The 16,387-nt window shown below is 69.1% G+C and carries 17 protein-coding genes; 8 read left to right on the top strand and 9 right to left on the bottom strand.

Annotation, left to right across the window (positions count from 1 at the left end; all coding sequences use genetic code 11):
- Position 1: 1 nt before the first annotated feature.
- Genes metX through AC3ARF_RS11675 form a run of 3 tightly spaced genes read left to right on the top strand, consistent with a single transcriptional unit; the run spans position 2 to position 3,314 of the window.
- Entirely contained in the window at positions 2-1,036 is a 1,035-nt protein-coding gene (gene metX, locus AC3ARF_RS11685; RefSeq protein WP_498928108.1) for a homoserine O-succinyltransferase MetX, read from the top strand.
- Complete coding sequence (locus AC3ARF_RS11680; protein WP_498928106.1) at positions 1,033-2,223, top strand: O-succinylhomoserine (thiol)-lyase; 1,191 nt, start codon at positions 1,033-1,035, stop codon at positions 2,221-2,223. Before metX ends, AC3ARF_RS11680 begins: the two co-directional genes overlap by 4 nt.
- Positions 2,220-3,314, top strand: coding sequence for a homoserine dehydrogenase family protein (locus AC3ARF_RS11675; RefSeq protein ID WP_498928104.1), 1,095 nt, complete (start codon positions 2,220-2,222; stop codon positions 3,312-3,314). Before AC3ARF_RS11680 ends, AC3ARF_RS11675 begins: the two co-directional genes overlap by 4 nt.
- A gap of 104 nt (positions 3,315-3,418) precedes the next feature.
- Here the strand turns inward: AC3ARF_RS11675 and AC3ARF_RS11670 are convergent, their stop codons facing one another.
- Positions 3,419-4,801 (bottom strand): L-serine ammonia-lyase, encoded by a 1,383-nt coding sequence (locus AC3ARF_RS11670; RefSeq protein ID WP_498931857.1) that lies wholly within the window; start codon positions 4,799-4,801, stop codon positions 3,419-3,421.
- Positions 4,802-4,932: 131 nt separating this feature from the next.
- Between AC3ARF_RS11670 and AC3ARF_RS11665 the strand changes: the two genes are divergently transcribed.
- Positions 4,933-5,175 (top strand): glutaredoxin family protein, encoded by a 243-nt coding sequence (locus AC3ARF_RS11665; RefSeq protein ID WP_498928102.1) that lies wholly within the window; start codon positions 4,933-4,935, stop codon positions 5,173-5,175.
- On the opposite strand, the gene AC3ARF_RS11660 is transcribed toward AC3ARF_RS11665, so the two are convergent.
- The 3 genes from AC3ARF_RS11660 to AC3ARF_RS11650 are packed head-to-tail and all read right to left on the bottom strand — an operon-like array spanning position 5,159 to position 6,935.
- Positions 5,159-5,710, bottom strand: a complete 552-nt coding sequence (locus AC3ARF_RS11660; RefSeq protein WP_498928100.1) for a YceI family protein — start codon at positions 5,708-5,710, stop codon at positions 5,159-5,161. The two genes, AC3ARF_RS11665 and AC3ARF_RS11660, sit on opposite strands and share 17 nt — an antisense overlap.
- Entirely contained in the window at positions 5,707-6,282 is a 576-nt protein-coding gene (locus AC3ARF_RS11655; protein WP_498928098.1) for a cytochrome b, read from the bottom strand. Before AC3ARF_RS11655 ends, AC3ARF_RS11660 begins: the two co-directional genes overlap by 4 nt.
- Positions 6,279-6,935 (bottom strand): YceI family protein, encoded by a 657-nt coding sequence (locus AC3ARF_RS11650; RefSeq protein WP_498928096.1) that lies wholly within the window; start codon positions 6,933-6,935, stop codon positions 6,279-6,281. The genes AC3ARF_RS11655 and AC3ARF_RS11650 overlap by 4 nt, the downstream gene beginning before the upstream one ends.
- A 171-nt stretch (positions 6,936-7,106) precedes the next feature.
- Between AC3ARF_RS11650 and AC3ARF_RS11645 the strand changes: the two genes are divergently transcribed.
- Positions 7,107-10,691, top strand: coding sequence for a two-component regulator propeller domain-containing protein (locus AC3ARF_RS11645; protein WP_498928094.1), 3,585 nt, complete (start codon positions 7,107-7,109; stop codon positions 10,689-10,691).
- Between the two features lie 70 nt (positions 10,692-10,761).
- On the opposite strand, the gene hemE is transcribed toward AC3ARF_RS11645, so the two are convergent.
- From hemE to AC3ARF_RS11625, 4 genes are all read right to left on the bottom strand, one after another.
- Positions 10,762-11,841 carry a uroporphyrinogen decarboxylase gene (gene hemE / locus AC3ARF_RS11640; protein ID WP_498928092.1) on the bottom strand — a complete coding sequence of 360 codons (1,080 nt, stop codon included), beginning with the start codon at positions 11,839-11,841 and terminating at the stop codon, positions 10,762-10,764.
- 153 nt (positions 11,842-11,994) lie between these two features.
- Positions 11,995-12,249 (bottom strand): WGR domain-containing protein, encoded by a 255-nt coding sequence (locus tag AC3ARF_RS11635; RefSeq protein ID WP_036137008.1) that lies wholly within the window; start codon positions 12,247-12,249, stop codon positions 11,995-11,997.
- Between the two features lie 27 nt (positions 12,250-12,276).
- Complete coding sequence (aroB, locus tag AC3ARF_RS11630; protein WP_498928090.1) at positions 12,277-13,383, bottom strand: 3-dehydroquinate synthase; 1,107 nt, start codon at positions 13,381-13,383, stop codon at positions 12,277-12,279.
- Complete coding sequence (locus tag AC3ARF_RS11625) at positions 13,380-13,922, bottom strand: shikimate kinase (protein ID WP_498928088.1); 543 nt, start codon at positions 13,920-13,922, stop codon at positions 13,380-13,382. Before AC3ARF_RS11625 ends, aroB begins: the two co-directional genes overlap by 4 nt.
- A 135-nt stretch (positions 13,923-14,057) precedes the next feature.
- On the opposite strand from AC3ARF_RS11625, the gene AC3ARF_RS11620 reads away from it, so the two are divergent.
- From AC3ARF_RS11620 to AC3ARF_RS11610, 3 genes are all read left to right on the top strand, one after another.
- The gene (locus AC3ARF_RS11620) at positions 14,058-14,261 is read left to right on the top strand and encodes a dodecin family protein (RefSeq protein ID WP_498928087.1); all 204 of its coding nucleotides are present in this window, start codon (positions 14,058-14,060) and stop codon (positions 14,259-14,261) included.
- 91 nt (positions 14,262-14,352) lie between these two features.
- Positions 14,353-14,955 (top strand): pyridoxamine 5'-phosphate oxidase, encoded by a 603-nt coding sequence (gene pdxH, locus AC3ARF_RS11615; protein WP_498928085.1) that lies wholly within the window; start codon positions 14,353-14,355, stop codon positions 14,953-14,955.
- 39 nt (positions 14,956-14,994) lie between these two features.
- Positions 14,995-15,822, top strand: coding sequence for an ABC transporter substrate-binding protein (locus AC3ARF_RS11610; protein WP_498928083.1), 828 nt, complete (start codon positions 14,995-14,997; stop codon positions 15,820-15,822).
- On the opposite strand, the gene AC3ARF_RS11605 is transcribed toward AC3ARF_RS11610, so the two are convergent.
- Entirely contained in the window at positions 15,797-16,372 is a 576-nt protein-coding gene (locus AC3ARF_RS11605) for a DUF4426 domain-containing protein (RefSeq protein ID WP_498928081.1), read from the bottom strand. The two genes, AC3ARF_RS11610 and AC3ARF_RS11605, sit on opposite strands and share 26 nt — an antisense overlap.
- Between the last annotated feature and the right edge of the window lie 15 nt (positions 16,373-16,387).

The raw sequence follows: 16,387 nt of genomic DNA, 5'->3' as shown, positions 1-16,387 counted from the left end.
GATGAGCCTGACGACCGCCGCTACGACCGCCGACCGCCACGACAGTGCGCTCGCATTCCCCGTTTCCCACATAGCCGTGCCGGCCGTGCGCGGCGAGTTCGCCGTGTCGCTGCCGATGCGCCATGCCGGACCGCGCGACGTGACCCTGCGTTACGAATTGCTGGGCGAAGCCGGGTTGCCGCTGGTGTTTGTCGCCGGCGGAATTTCCGCGCATCGCCACGTTGCCGCCAGCGCTGCCTTCCCGGAAACGGGCTGGTGGCAAGAGCAGGTGGGGCCTAGTCGTGCCATCGACCCGGCACGGCAGCGGGTGCTGTCATTCGACTGGATCGGTGCCACCGGCGAACTGGACGTCGTCATCGACCCGGCCGACCAGGCCGACGCAATCGCGTCGCTGCTGGATGCGCTGAAGGTGGAGCGCGTGGAGGCCTTCATTGGTGCGTCGTACGGGGCGATGGTCGGCCTGCAGTTCGCCGAGCGCCATGGCGGGCGCCTCGGGCAACTGGTGGCGATCAGTGGAGTACACCGCGCGCATCCCTTCTCCAGCGCGTGGCGCACCTTGCAGCGGCAGGCGGTGGCCCTGGGCGCGCTGCAATGCGACGAGGCGCATGGCCTGTCACTGGCGCGGCAACTGGCAGTGCTCAGTTACCGCAGCCCCGAGGAATTCGACGCCCGCTTCGAGCCGCCGCAGGTAGTCGATGGCCGCGTGCGCGTCGGCGCCGAGGCCTACCTGGCCCATTGCGGGCAGAAATACGTCGAGCGCACGCCGGCCACCGCCTTCCTGCGCCTGTCCGAATCGATTGACCTGCAAGCCGTCGACCCGACCCGCATCGCCCTGCCGGTGACGGTGGTGGCCGTGGCGGAAGACCGCCTGGTGCCTTTGCAGGATGCCTATGCCCTCGCCGAGCGTTTGCGCGGCGAGACCCGTCTTTGCGTGCTGCGTTCGGTGTACGGCCACGACGCATTCCTGAAGGAGGAGGGTGAGATCGCCCGCATCCTCCGCACCACGCTGGCCGAACACCTGGAGGAAGCAGCATGAGTTCCCGCAACGTGTGTACCTCGGCCGTGCGCGCCGGCATCGATCGCGACGTGGCATATGGCGCGGTGACTCCGCCCATCGTGCTGTCGTCCAACTTCAGCTTCGCTGGCTTCAACGAGAAGCGGACCTATGACTACACCCGCAGCGGCAATCCGACCCGCGACCTGCTGGGCGAGGCGCTGGCCGAGCTGGAGGGCGGCGCGGGTGGCGTGATCACGGCCACCGGCATGGCCGCGATCACCCTGGTGCTGCATGCCTGCCTGAAGCCGGGCGACAGGCTGGTGGTGCCGCACGACGCCTACGGTGGCAGCTGGCGCCTGTTCAATGCGCTGGCGAACAAGGGGCTGTTCGAACTCCTGACCGTGGACCTGACCAATGCGCGCGCGCTCAGCGACGCGCTGGCGACCGGGCCGGCGGTGGTGTGGATCGAGACGCCATCCAACCCGCTGTTGCGCGTCACCGACCTGCGCTTCGTGATCGAGGCCGCGCACGCGGCGGGTGCGATCGCGGTGGTGGACAACACCTTCCTGTCGCCGGCGCTGCAACGGCCGATCGAGTTCGGCGCGGACCTGGTGGTGCATTCCACCACCAAGTACATCAACGGCCACAGTGATGTGGTCGGTGGCGCGGTAGTGGCGCGTGACGCCGAGTTGCACCAGCAGTTGGTGTGGTGGGCCAACGCGCTGGGCATTACCGGCTCGCCCTTCGACAGCTTCCTCACCCTGCGTGGCCTGCGCACGCTGGACGCCCGCCTGCGCGTGCACCAGGAGAACACGCAGGCTCTGGTGGCGTTGCTCGATGCCCATCCCGCGGTGCGCACCGTGCACTATCCAGGGCTGCCGTCGCACCCGGGACACGCACTGGCAGCGCGCCAGCAACATGGCTTTGGTGCCATGCTCAGCGTGGAGATCGAAGGCGGCGAGGCGGCGGTGCGCGCCTTCATCGACGGGCTGCAGTGCTTCACCCTCGCCGAGTCGCTGGGCGGCGTGGAAAGCCTCATCGCGCACCCGGCCACCATGACCCACGCGGCAATGACACCGGAAGCGCGCGCCGCTGCCGGCATTGGCGATGGCCTGCTGCGCCTGTCGGTGGGCATCGAGCATGCCGATGACCTGGTCGCCGACATCGCCGCCGCACTGGAGCGCGCGCTGGCCGTGGTCGACACCGCCAAACGCGCCGCGCTATGAGCGCCGTCGTCGCGGAGGTGGCGGCTGTCGTGCCGCAGGTGCAGCGTGCGCCCGCGCGCATCGCACTGCTCGGCACGGGTACGGTCGGCCGCGCCGTGCTTGAGCGCCTGGCATCGTGGTCCGGCTCCCCGCAGGGCGCACGCCTGTCGCTGGTATACGCGGCCAATTCACGCCACGCGCTGGGAGGCCGCTTTGGCCTGCTGCCCGAAGGCGTCGCTGATCTGCTGCAGCACGAAGGCCAGCCCAGCCGGCTTTCAGCGGTGGATGCCGCGCTGCACGGTGGCAGCGGTCCGCGCATCGTGGTGGACGCGACCGCCAGTGAGGACGTTGCGGCGCACCACGCACGCTGGCTGTCGCAGGGCATCCACGTCGTCACCGCGTGCAAGTTGGGGCAGGGCACCTCGCTGGAGCGATGGCGGACGATCCGCTCTGCCTGCGCGGAAGGCAGCACCCATTACGGCGACAGCGCCACCGTGGGTGCGGGGCTGCCGCTCATCCGCTCCATCCGGGAACTCCGCGCCGGCGGTGACCGCATCCACGCTATTGCCGGCGTGCTGTCCGGCTCGTTGGCGTGGCTGTTCAACCATTACGATGGCCTGCGCCCGTTCTCGGGCTTCGTGCGCGAGGCGCGCGAAGCCGGCTACACCGAGCCTGATCCGCGCGACGACCTGTCGGGCGAGGACGTGCGCCGCAAGATCGTGATCCTGGCCCGGGCGGCGGGCGTGGAGCTGGAAGCGCACGAAGTCGACGTTACCTCGCTGGTGCCTTCGGCGCTCGCAATCCTGCCCAAGGCCGAGGTGGATGCGGCGCTGCCCGTGCTCGACCAGCCCCTCCGCGATCGATTCGCGCAGGCCTACAAGAACGGCGAGAAACTGCGCTTCATCGCCCGCCTCGAAAACGGCAAGGCGCGCGTGGGCCTGGAGTCACTGCCCGCCGACCATCCGCTGGCCGGCGGCGCGGGCACCGACAACCGGGTGGCGATCTGGTCGGATCGTTACAGTCGCCAGCCGCTGGTGATCCAGGGGCCCGGTGCGGGCGCCGAAGTCACCGCGGCCGGATTGCTCGACGACGTGCTGCGCATTTGCGGATGAAATTCGTGGGGACGGCAGGCCTCGGTCGCGGCAGGAGGCCGCGATCGAGGGGCGACGCAATGTCCCGGTAGGGCGCCGAACCCATCCGGGGGCCGTGCACTGCCTCAGCACTCGATGACGTTGACGGCCAACCCGCCGCGCGACGTTTCCTTGTACTTGTCCTGCATGTCGCGCCCGGTGTCACGCATGGTCTTGATGACCTTGTCCAGCGACACCTTGTGCTTGCCATCGCCGCGCATCGCCATGCGGCTGGCGTTGATCGCCTTCACCGCACCCATCGCATTGCGCTCGATGCAGGGAATCTGCACCAGCCCACCGATGGGGTCGCAGGTCAGGCCCAGGTTGTGCTCCATGCCGATCTCGGCGGCGTTTTCGATCTGGCTGCTGGTACCACCAATTGCAGCGGTCAGGCCGGCGGCCGCCATCGAGCAGGCCACGCCAACTTCGCCCTGGCAGCCGACTTCGGCGCCGGAGATGGACGCATTCTCCTTGTAGAGGATGCCCACCGCGGCCGCGGTCAGCAGGAAGGTGCGCACGCCCTGGATGTTGGCGCCCGGGCAGAAGCGGTCGTAGTAGTGCAGCACCGAGGGGATGATGCCCGCCGCACCGTTGGTGGGCGCAGTCACGACGCGGCCACCCGCGGCGTTCTCCTCGTTGACCGCGAGTGCGTAGAGGTTGACCCAGTCCAGCGTGGTCAGGGGGTCGCGCATCGCCGCTTCGGGGCGCGACGACAACTCGGCGTGCAACGCGGGGGCGCGGCGGCTGACATGCAGGCCGCCGGGCAGCGTGCCGCCGTTGCGGATCCCGCGTTCGACACAGGCCGACATTGCAGCCCAGATCTCATCCAGCCCGGCATGGATCTGTTCGGGCGTGCGCCAAGCTTGCTCGTTGGCGTACATCAGCTGGGCGATGCTCAGGCCACTCTCGGCACACCGGGCCAGTAGCTCATCGCCAGAATGGAACGGGTAGGGCAGCTCGGTTTCGTCGGCGACGATGCGATCTTCGGCCGCCTCGTCCTGGTTGACCACGAAACCGCCGCCGACCGAGTAGTAGTCACGCGTGGCGATGACCTCGCCGTCGGCGCCATAGGCGGTGAAGCGCATCCCGTTGGTGTGGAATGGCAGCTTCTGCCGCTTGTTCATGATGAGGTCGTGCTTCTCGTCGAACCCGATCTCGTGCTCGCCGTGCAGGCGAATGCGTTTGTTGGCGCGAATGCGATCCAGCGCGTCGGGGATGATGTCCGGATCAATCTGGTTGGGCATGTGGCCTTCCAGTCCCATCAGCACCGCCTTGTCGGTGCCGTGGCCGCGCCCGGTCAGGGCCAGCGAACCGAACACTTCGGCACGTACGCGGGTGGTCCGGGCCAGATCGCCGTTCTCCACCAGCCACCGATCAACGAACCGGGCAGCGGCGCGCATCGGGCCCACGGTGTGCGAGGAACTGGGGCCAATGCCGATCTTGAACAGGTCGAAACTGCTGACTGCCACGGGAATCTCCAACCAACGGTGCATGGGGGGCGGCGTGCTGCCGCAGGCAACCCATTATCCTACGCGCACCCGGTCGGGCTCGTATGGCCGGAATCGGAATCCCGTCCATACGCAAACGCATCGTGATGCCCATGCCCGCAACACCGCACCTGACCCTGTATCAGCGCGACGACTGCCACCTATGTGACCTCGCGCTGGATCTGCTGGCTGTGGCGCGGGTGCCGGACTTCGAAAGCGTGTTCATCGATGGTGACGAAGCGCTGGAGCACCGCTATGGCACGCGCGTGCCGGTGTTGCGGGACACGCAAGCCGACGTCGAGTTGGACTGGCCGTTTGATCTGGAGGGACTGCGGCGATTCATTTCGCCGGGGTGAAGACCACCTTGGTGCTGATGGCCACGTCGTTGGGCAGTAATTCAGTGTCCGCCCAGTCGCCGCCGCCCACGTTGAAGTCCAGCCGCTTGACGGTGGCCTTGCCGGTCAACACCGGTCGAGCCCCGGACTGCCAGGTGAAGGCCAGAGTGACGGGCTTGCTGATACCACGCAGGGTCAGGTTGCCGTCGGCCGCATAGCGATTGCCCCCCAGACTGCGAATTCGGCTGGCGGTGAAGCGCGCCTGCGGATACTTCGCCGTGTTGAAGAAGTCGGCCGACTGCAGCGTGGAATCGCGATCGGAATTGCGGGTAGTGACGCCGGCCAGCGGGATGGCCACGTCCAGATTGGACGTGGCCAATTGCTTCGGGTCGAAGCGCAACCGCGTGGTGAATGACGGGAAACGCCCGGTGAACACTTCGCCCTGGTAGCGAGAGGCGAAGGTCAGGGACGAGCCGGGTGCCTGGACGTACTCTGCCGCGGTGGCAGGCGCGCCGAGCGTGAACGCCACGGCGAGAAGTGCGATGGTCCGTGTCATGTTCCGGCCTCCGGGGTGGGGCGGTGCCGACGCACGGGCAACATCCGGCGCAGCGTATCGTCGCGTTGGAACAGGTGGTGGAACAGCGCCGCCCCCGCATGGACCAGCACAAGCACCAGCAACAGCCAGAAGCCGGCCTCGTGCATCTCCTCGGCCATTTCACGCAAGCCATCATCCTCCGCCGCCAGCGCCGGCAGGTTGAACAGCTTGAACCATTGCAGGGGATAACCGGCCGCCGAGTTGAGCAGCCAGCCAGTCAACGGCATGGCGAACATCACTGCATACAAGGCCAGATGCGTCATCGATGCGGCCCACCGCTGCCAGGCGGGCGTGCCCGGCAGGTGGTGGGGCGCGCCGGCATACATGCGCCATGCCAGGCGCAGCGCCGCCAGCGCCAGCACCGTCAATCCCAGCGACTTGTGCAGCGCGTAGACCGAGATCTTTCGCGGCGAGTTGGGCAGATCGCCCATGGTCAGGCCGATGACGGCGATGACGACGATCAGCAGCGCGATCAACCAATGCAAGGACTGGCTCACCCAACCCCAGCGGTCGGGCGTGTTCCTGGCAGTCATGTGCGTGGTGCTCCATTGGCGGCGGGTGGCACGGTGTCGGGTGCGGAGGCGGGCTCGTCATTGCGCGCGCGGACGACCTCGGCCTCGATGCGCAGTTCGACGCTGTCGCCAATGACGTTCGGCCAGGCTTCCAAGCCGTATGCCTTGCGGCTGAGCGTGCCGCAGGCGGAGAAACCGGCCGTCCGGCGGAAGGGTGGCAATGGATGGCGCTTGACGGCGTTGAGGGTCACGTCCAGGCACAGCGGTGCAGTCACGCCGCGCACGGTGAGGTCGCCGCAGGCGCGCGCATGTTGGGCGTCGATGGCGGTGACCGAGGTGGAGACGAAGCGCGCGTGCGGATGGCGTTGGGCATCGAGCAGGCTGGCCGCCTGCACCGCCGCGTTCCACTTGGCATCGCCAAAGTCGAGGCGGGTGAGGGGGACGGTGATGTCCCAGCGCGTGGCAGCCAGGTCTTCCGGGTCGAACCAAACGCTGCCCGTGCTGCCTGAGACCGTGCCGAGCGCCTTGGAGAAACCGGCGTGCCCGACCGCGACCATCACCCGGGTATGCACCGGATCCACGGCATACACCTCCGGCTCCGCGGCGCGCGCCACCGCATGGGAGAGCAGTGCGCCCACGAACAGCGCGATGGAGGGAAGGCGGGTGCGCGTCATCGGGTGTCCCGTTGAATCCAAGGGTGCTCGGCCGATTGTAGACGTGGCGATGGTCAGCAAGGTCAAGGCGCGTCGACCCTGGATGCGCCAGCGGACTTGCATGCCGCGGCGCCATCGCCCAGCCTTGCCGCGGGGAAGGCGGCGCCGTGCCGCCAGAAGGACGGAAGTGCCGTGGCGCAGGTGATGGAGCGGGCGACGCAGGGATGGGGTGGGCGGATGCTGGTGTGGACATGCCTGCTGGTAGGCACGCTGTTGCCGGCCCACGCGGGCTTGCCCGAAACCCCCCGCCTGCGGCAGCTGACGGTCGCTGACGGACTGCCTTCAAACCGCATCAACGACCTCACCGAGGATCGTCACGGCTATTTGTGGATTGCCACCAGCGACGGTCTCGCCCGTTTCGACGGCCTCGACTACCACGTCTGGCGCGCGGAGCAGGGACTGCGCGACAACTTCGTGTGGAGCGTGCACGTCGACGCGCAGAACCGGCTGTGGGTGGCCACGCGCATGGCGGGTCTGGCGGTGCTGGACGAGACCCGGCAGAGCTTCCGCTACTTCAACACCGGCAACAGCCCTGCGATGGGCAGCAACGACATCTGGACGGTGACTTCCACGCGCGACGGTGACATCTGGTTCGGTACGGCCGATCATGGCCTGCACCGATTGGATGCCAAGGGTCACGTCACGCGTTTCATGCCGCGCCGTGGCGATCCACGCAGCCTGCCCAGCCCCAGCGTGTCGAAGGTGCTGGTGGCGCCGGATGGCACGCTCTGGGTCGGAACCAAGGCGGGTGTCGCGCGCTGGACCGGACGGGATTTCGAGCGGCTGGCCCCGGACAAGCTGGGAAATGCCCTGGTGAACGCGATGACCGTGGAAGACGACGGCACGCTGTGGATAGGCACCAGCCATGGCGTGGCCGTGCGCCACCCCGACGGACGGGTGGACTCACGCCCGTGGCGGGACGATCCGGTACTGCACGTGCTGCATCGCGACCGGGACGGAAGCCGCTGGCTGGACATCCCGCAGGGATTGGGCCGCGACAACGACGGCGAAGTGGCGGTGGTGCCGCTTTACAGCCCGTCCAGCCGCGGCATCGTGCGCCCGCCGTGGGTGAAGACCTACGAGGACCACGAAGGCGGCCTGTGGTTCGCCAGCAACAGCAACGGGCTCTGGTACCTGCCGCCCAACTGGCGGCAGTTCTCGGTTCTGCCACGCCTCCTGGAGGATCCCACATCGCTGGCCAATGCCAGCGTGCTCGGCATTGCGCCCTCGCGCGACGGAGGCATGTGGCTGGTGGGCTCCGGCGGTGTTCTGGACCGTTTCGATCCCGAGAGCGGACGGGTCGAGCACACGTTGCATGACGTGGGCCAGGGCATGGTGATCTCCGTCGTGCTGGAGGACCGCGACGCGCGGGTGTGGGTGGCGTTCCATGAGGGGCTGGTGCGCTACGACCCGCGCACACGCCAGGTCGACCGCTGGTCGCGGCCGGCAGCACGGGACGCGGCGCTGGAAGGCGTCCCGGTGGCGATGGCGCAGGACGGAACCGGGCTGCTGTGGATCGCCACGGAGGCGAACGGGCTGCAGGCGCGTGATTCCACCGGTCATGTCCTCCACAACCTTTACCCTGGTGATGGCCAAGGGCTGCTATCGGGCACGCAGATTGCCAGCCTGGCGCGCGGCCCCGACGGGCGGGTGTGGGTGCTGGGCGCCCAGGGGGTGCAGGCTTGGAATTCCGACCGGCGTCGCCTGGAACACGTCGTCGGCATGCCGGCCGACGCGGTCCGCGGCATGGCGGTGGCACCCGATGGCCAAATCTGGGTTGCCCGGGACGATGCCATCGAGCGCTACCGCAGCGCGCCCAGGCGTTACGAGCGGACGTGGCGGATGGATGCGGCGGGTGGGCTGCCCCAGGTGGTGCCCAATGGCGTTGCCGTGGATGCCGCCGGCATCGTGTGGATGACCAGTGTGCGCGGGATCATCCGGGTGGACCCGGCGCAGCGCAGCGCGCGGGTGTTTGGCGTGCACGACGGGCTTCCCAGCCAGGAGTTCAGTGGCCCGCCGGTGCCACGCCCTGGCGATGGCCGCATCCTCGCGGGAACCCCTGAGGGACTGGTCTTGTTCGATCCCGCGGTGGTGCGGCCCTCCACGCGTCCGCCGCGGCTGGTGGTGGAGGACATCCACGTCCGCAACGATGCGGGCGTGTTGCGGCTGGATGGCAGAGGTGGATTCGAGTTGTCGCATGACGACCGCGACCTGCGGGTGGCGGCACGCCTGCTGTCGTTCAACAACGCGCGCACCCATGCCTACCGCTTCAAGCTCAGCGGCCATGACGGTGAATGGGTGGACGCGGGCATGCGCGGCGAGCGGGTGTTCAGTGCACTGGCGCCAGGACCGTACCGGCTGGAGATCCAGGCGCGCAACGCCGACAACGTGTGGTCGCCGGTCCAACGGGTGTTGTTCGAAGTGGCGCCGCCGTGGTGGCGCACGGCGCCCGCGCTGGCCGGGGGCGTCGGCTTGGGGCTGCTGCTGGCGTGGTGGTTGGGGGATGCCTACAGGCAGCGCGTCCGTCGCCGGCACGCGTGGCAGATGGCGCAGCAGGAAAGAGCGCTTGCCGAGCATGCGTCGCTGGCCAAGACCCAGTTCCTCGCCACGCTCGGCCATGAGGTCCGCACGCCCATGACCGGGGTGCTGGGCATGAGCGAACTGCTACTGGGCACGTCACTGGATCGACAACAGCGCGCCTATGCCGAATCCATCCGGCGCGCCGGCGAGCGCCTGCTGCGGCTGGTCAACGATGCCCTCGACCTGGCGCGCATCGAATCCGGCAAGCTGGAGTTGGACCCGCAGCCCTTCGACCCGCGCGCACTGGTCGAGGAGACCGTCGCGCTGATGGCGCCGCTTGCGCGCCAGAAGGGATTGGCCTTCGAAACCGAGCTGGCGCCCGACCTGCCCGTCGGCCTGGTCGGCGACGCCAACCGCATCGCGCAGATCCTGACGAACCTGCTGGCCAATGCGATCAAGTTCACCGAGCGTGGCAGCGTGACATTGCGGGTGGCGGCGCTTGCACCGACCGGACTGGCACTTGAGGTGTCCGATACCGGCCCTGGGCTGAGCGAGGAGCAGGCGGCGCGGCTGTTCCGCCGCTTCGAACAGGCCGAAGGCGCACGTACGGCTGCCCGCTACGGCGGCAGCGGGCTTGGGCTGGCGATCTGCCAGGAACTCGCGGCGGAAATGGGGGGGCGCATCAGCGTGTCGAGCGCATTGGGCGAGGGCGCGCGATTCCAGGTGCAGCTGCCGCTGGGAGCCGTCGCCGCGGCTGCGGCGGCGATGGATTCACCGTCGGTCCCGGAGCGCCGGTTGGAGCCCAGGTCGGAAACGCTATCGGGGGCGCGACACATCCTGCTGGTGGAGGACGACATCATGGTGGCCGAGGTGGTCACGGGCTTGCTGCAGGCGCAAGGACATCGCATCCATCACGCTCCGCACGCCTTGGCGGCCCTCACGGCCACCGCAACCCAGAACTTCGACCTGGCCCTGCTCGATCTGGACCTGCCGGGCATGGATGGGCTGAGCCTGGCGCGGCAGCTGCGCGCGCGGGGTTTTGAGGCGCCGCTGGTGGCCCTGACCGCCCGCTCCGACGAAGCGGCCATGGCGCAGGCGCGGGACGCAGGATTCAACCGGTTCCTGCGCAAGCCGGTGACCGGCGTGATGCTGTCCGAGGTGCTGGCAGCGCTCTGCCCGGAGTCCAGCATCGCCTGACGGCGGGGTGCTTGGTACGCACGACCGGGGTTGGCCGCGCGCCAACCGAGCGTGTCGGGATCGGGCGCGCTCAGCGACGACTGTGCGAGTGCACCGCCTCGACCAGCACGGCGACGTGCTCGGGATTCATGTCCGGCGACATGCCATGGCCGAGATTGAACACGTGGCCATCGCGCGAGCCGCCGTTGCCGTCGCGGTAGCTGTCCAGGGCCCGTCCGACTTCGGCGCGAATCGCGTCAGGCGAGGCGTACAGCGTCACCGGGTCCAGGTTGCCCTGCAGCGCGACCCTGCCGCCGGTGCGGCGCGCCGCATCGCCCAGGTCCACGGTCCAGTCGATGCCCACGCCTTCGGTGCCGGTGGCGGCCAGTTCTTCGACATACGCGCCGTTGCCCTTGCCGAACAGGATCAGCGGGGTGCGGTCGGCGCCTTCGCCGCGCGGCAGCTCCTGCGCGATGCGCTTGAGGTAGCGCAGCGAGAATTCGCGGTACATCGCGGGCGACAGCACGCCGCCCCAGGTGTCGAACACCTGCAGTGCCTGCGCGCCGGCCGCGCGCTGCGCCGACAGGTAGGCGATCACCGCGTCTGTGGTGACCTCAAGCAACTGGTGCATGGCCGCCGGGTCGTTGAGCGCCAGCGACTTCACCCGCGCGAAGTCCTTGCTGCCGCCGCCTTCGACCATGTAGCAGGCCAGCGTCCATGGGCTGCCGGAGAAGCCGATCAGCGGCACGCTGCCGTTGAGTTCGCGACGGATCAGGCTGACCGCGTCGGTGACGTAGCGCAGCTCCGTGCCCATGTCGGGCACGGAAAGCTTTGCGATGTCAGCGGCGCTGCGCACCGGGCGCTCGAACTTCGGGCCCTCGCCTTCGACGAAGTACAGGCCCAGGCCCATCGCGTCGGGCACGGTGAGGATGTCGGAGAACAGGATCGCGGCGTCCAAGGGGAAGCGGCGCAGCGGCTGCAGGGTCACCTCGCAGGCCAGCTCCGGGTTCTTCGCCATGTTGAGGAAGCTGCCCGCCGCGGCGCGGGTGGCGCGGTACTCCGGCAGGTAGCGGCCAGCCTGCCGCATCAGCCACACCGGCGTGCAGTCGACCGGCTCGCGGCGAAGGGCGCGCAGGAAGCGATCGTTGGTCAGCGGGGCGTTGGCGGTCATGCAGGAGTCCTCAGGCGCGTGGTTGCGCGGTTCGGTCAAGGAGGGGGGCGAAAAAGAAAGGGGCTGTCGTCGCGGTCACCGCGCGGGCGGTTTGCCGCCGCTGCCACGGTGCTGCGGGTGCGGCGAGGGACAGGTCGCGGCCGATCGAACCGCTCACCGCGGCGCGTCCGCGCCCTGGGTGAACATCAGCTGGTAGCCGCGCTTGATGTGCTGGTCGCGTGCCTTCTCCAGCGCGGCCAAGGCGCTGTCCTGGTCCATGAACTGGTCGCGGCGGAGCTGGCTGCGGCCGCCGATCTGCCCGGACTCGCGCACCAGTGTCCACCCGCCGAGCAGGTCGGGTTGCAGCATCAGTTGCACGAAGCGCGGGGCTTCGGGGCCGTCAGGCCGTTGTTGCAGGAGCAGGCGCATGGCCGGGCATTGTAGCCGCAGCGCGGCTCAGCCGTGGGACAGCACCCCCAGCACGGCGTTCTCGGCCACGCCCGACACGATGCAGGCCTTCCCCGCGCCGCTCCAGAGGACCAGTCTCAGGCCATGGGCATCGGCCTTCTTGTCCAGGCGCATGCGCGCCAGCAGTGCCTCCGGCGCAAGCCCGGTCGGGATCGCGGTCGGCAGTCCCAGCCGCTGCAGCAGCGCCCGCAGGCGTTCGGCGTCGGCAGCGGGGGCCATGCCCAATGCGGTGGACAGCCGCGCGGCCAGTCCCATCCCCACCGCCACCGCCTCGCCATGGTTGAGCCCGGCGCCGGTGGTGCCCGCGTAGCCCTGCTCGGCCTCGATCGCGTGGCCAAAGGTGTGGCCGAAGTTGAGCATGGCGCGGTCGCCGTGCTCGAACGGATCGCGCGCCACCACGTCGGCCTTGTGCTCGCACGAATGGGCGATGGCGTAGGACAGTGCCGCCTCGTCGCCTGTCAGCAGCGCGTCGGCGTGGGCCTCGATCCAATGCAGGAACCCGGCATCGAAGATCGCGCCGTACTTCACCACTTCGGCCAGCCCCGCGCGTAATTCGCGGTCCGGGAGGGTGTGCAGGGTGGCGGTGTCGGCGATCACCGCCCGCGGTGGGTGGAAAGCGCCGACCAGGTTCTTGCCCGCGGGCAGGTCCACCCCCGTCTTGCCGCCCACCGAGGAGTCCACCATCGCCAGCAACGAGGTCGGCAGCTGCACGCAGTCGACGCCGCGCATCCAGCAGGCGGCGGTGAAGCCGGCCAGGTCACCGACCACGCCACCGCCCAGCGCGAGCACCGTGGCGTCGCGGGTGGCGCCCATGGCAGCCAGTGCCTCGATGCATTCACCGAAGCGGGCGAGTGTCTTCTCCTGCTCGCCGGGCGGGATCACGAAGCGGCGGACCACCGCGTCCGGGCGTGCGGCGTGCAATGCCGCCTCGACCTTGTCGGCGTAGAGCGGGGCGACGTTGCCATCGCTCACCAGCAGCACGTGGCGGCCGCGCAGGGTGTGGGCCAGGCGGGGAGCGTCGTCCAGCAGGCCTGCGCCGATGGCGATGGTGTAGTGATAGTCGCCGCTTACCTTGACCGTGCGTACCGTGTTCATGCGGTTGCTCCCTGTCGCATCCATTGGGTTGCCAGCCGGCCGGCCAGCCGTGCCGCGGCGTCGTCCGCCGCGAGCCCGGTCGTGTCGAAAACCAGGTCCGCCACCTCCCGGTACAACGGCGTGCGCAGCGCCGCGAGGTCTTGCAGCACCTGTTCGCGGTCCGGCCGTGCCAGCAGCGGGCGGCTGAGGTCCTCCGCCAGTCGCACCAGTTGGGTGGCCACGTCCACCGGCAGGTACACCACGAAGCCGCGCGTGCGCAGGGTGTCGCGGTTGTCGGCGTCCAGGACCGCGCCGCCGCCGGTGGCAACCAGCGCGCCGTCGCCCGCCAGCAGTTCGGCCAACTTGGCCTTTTCGCGGGCGCGGAACCCGGCCTCGCCTTCGCGCGCGAACAGCTCGGCGACACTGGCGCCCGCCTCCTGCTCCACCGCACGGTCCAGGTCGTGCAGGCGGAGCCCCAGCCGCTCGGCCAGTGCGTGGCCCAGCGTGGACTTGCCAGCCCCCATCGGACCGACAAGGACAAGGTTGGCGGCGGGATTCATGTCGCCATTGTAGGCGCGCCTCCACCGTGGGCGCGGGCTGATTGCGGGTGCAACCGACTGCGCGGCCTTAACACCCCCGCTCCTAGGGTCGGGGTTCCCCGCACCATCCCGGTCGCGGGCCACAGGAGGTTTGCCATGGCCATCGCCAAGGTCATCGAGCTCAATGCATCGTCCAAGACCAGCATGGAGGATGCGGTGAAAAGCGGGCTGAAGAAATGCGCCGAATCGGTGAAGAACATCAAGGGCGCTTGGGTCAACGAGATCAAGGTAGTGGCCGATGGCGATGGCAACGTCACCGAATGGCGGGTCAACATGCGGGTTTCGTTCGTCGTCGAGTGACGCCACGGACGGGCGGTGCCGCGGCGCGCCGCCCGTCGCAGGTTGATCCTGATCAGGCGGCGGGCCGCGCGGATGGCGCACAATGCGCGGCATGAACACGCCCGACCTGCTGGACGAAGCCCTCGCCACCTTCGACACCCTGTTCGCCGAGGCCGCCACGGCCGGCGAATCCGATCGCACCGCCATGACCGTGGCCACCGCCACCCCCGAGGGGCGACCTTCCGCCCGGGTGGTCCTTCTCAAGTCGCACGACCGTCGCGGCTTTGTCTTCTACACCCACCTGGACGGGCGCAAGGGCCGCGAGTTGCAGGCCAACCCGCACGCGGCGCTGCTGTTCCACTGGGCGCGGGTGCGCAACGGCGTGCAGGTGCGCATCGAGGGCGCGGTGGAGACCGTGTCCGATGCCGAGGCGGATGCCTACTTCGCCTCGCGACCGAGGGTCAGCCAGTTGGGCGCATGGGCGTCGAAGCAGTCGCAGACGCTGCCCGACCGGGACACCTTCGAGCAGCGCCTCGCCGAAGCCGAGCGCGAGTTCGACGGCCGTGAAGTGGCACGCCCGCCGCGCTGGACCGGTTTCCGGGTGAAGCCCGAGGTCATCGAGTTCTGGTACGGCGCCGATTTCCGCCTGCACGAGCGGCAGCATTACGAAGTCGACGCCGCCGGCGCGTGGTCGCGGCGCATGTTGTACCCCTGATCGCTGTCACAGGCGCGATGCGTTGGGCAGAATGGCGGGATGGGACCCCAACGCATCGTCTGCCTGACCGAAGAACCCACCGAGACGCTGTACGCGCTGGGTGAGCAGCACCGCATCGTCGGCATCAGCGGCTTCACCGTGCGCCCGGCGATCGCGCGCAAGGAAAAGCCCAAGGTCAGCGCCTTCACCAGCGCGAAGATCGGCGAGATCCTGAAGCTGCAACCGGATTTCGTGGTGGGTTTCTCCGACATCCAGGCCGATATCGCCGCCGAGTTGATCCGCCACGGCGTGGAAGTGTGGATCAGCAACCACCGCAGCGTGGATGGCATCCTCGACTACATTCGGCGCCTGGGGGCGATGGTGGGGGCCGGCGAGCGTGGAGTCGCCTACGCCGATGAGCTGCAGCGTGGCCTCGACGCCATCGCCGATGCAGCCGCGCGACTGCCGCGCCGACCCAAGGTCTATTTCGAGGAATGGGACGACCCGCTGATCACCGGCATCCGCTGGGTGTCCGAGCTGGTGCGCATCGCCGGGGGCGACGACATCTTTCCCGAGCGCGCCGCGGAGCCGCTGGCCAAGGGCCGCATCCTCTCCGACGGCGGCGAGGTTGTGGCCCGCGCGCCGGACATCGTGCTGGGCTCGTGGTGCGGCAAGAAGTTCCGGCCGGAGAAAGTGGCCGCGCGCCCCGGCTGGCAAGCGGTGCCCGCAGTACGCGACGGCTGGCTGCACGAGATCAAGTCACCCGCGATCCTGCAGCCGGGACCGGCGGCAGTGACCGACGGCGTGCGCGAGATCGCCGCGGTGGTGCAGGCGTGGGCGCGCGGGGACGACCCGCGCACGGTCAGCGCGGGTAGAACTCGCGGGTGAACTGCATCGTCGACTGGGCGCCGCCTTCGCGCACGATCGTCAACTCGAAGCGCAGGGTGTCGGGCAGGTCGATCTCGGCGGTGCCCACGTAGTCGAGCAGGTCGCCGGTACGCAACTCGCGCATCGGAATGTCCTGGCGACGCCCGCGCAGGTCGGTGGCGGTGGCGGTAATGGTCGCCGGCAATGCGGTTTCCTGCGCCTCGGCCCCCTGGCGGACAGCCACCAGAAGCAGGGCCAGGCGGTCGCTGCGCTCGATGCCGTACTGCATGGCCACCGCCTCGGGCAGGGTGGAGGTCTGCACCACGCTGGCGCGGATGGTCACGTCGCCGATGCGAGTCACCGCCTCCTGCGGTGCGGACGGAGCAGTCGCGGCGGCGGGCGCGCCGGAAGGGCCGGTATCGCCGCCGCAGCCGCCCAGCAACAGGCAGGCGAGCAGGGGCATCCAGACGGCCGAAAGACGGCGCCTCGCCGGGATGGATGGGCTGTCGGCGCGGCTGGCCAGGGCAGGGTGTGCGCTGGCGGGCAATAGCGGCGTGGAGTTGGGCATCATGGCAATACTCCCGAT

The organism is Lysobacter sp. KACC 24251 (assembly GCF_057747755.1).
This window is presented reverse-complemented; position numbering and strand designations above follow the sequence as displayed.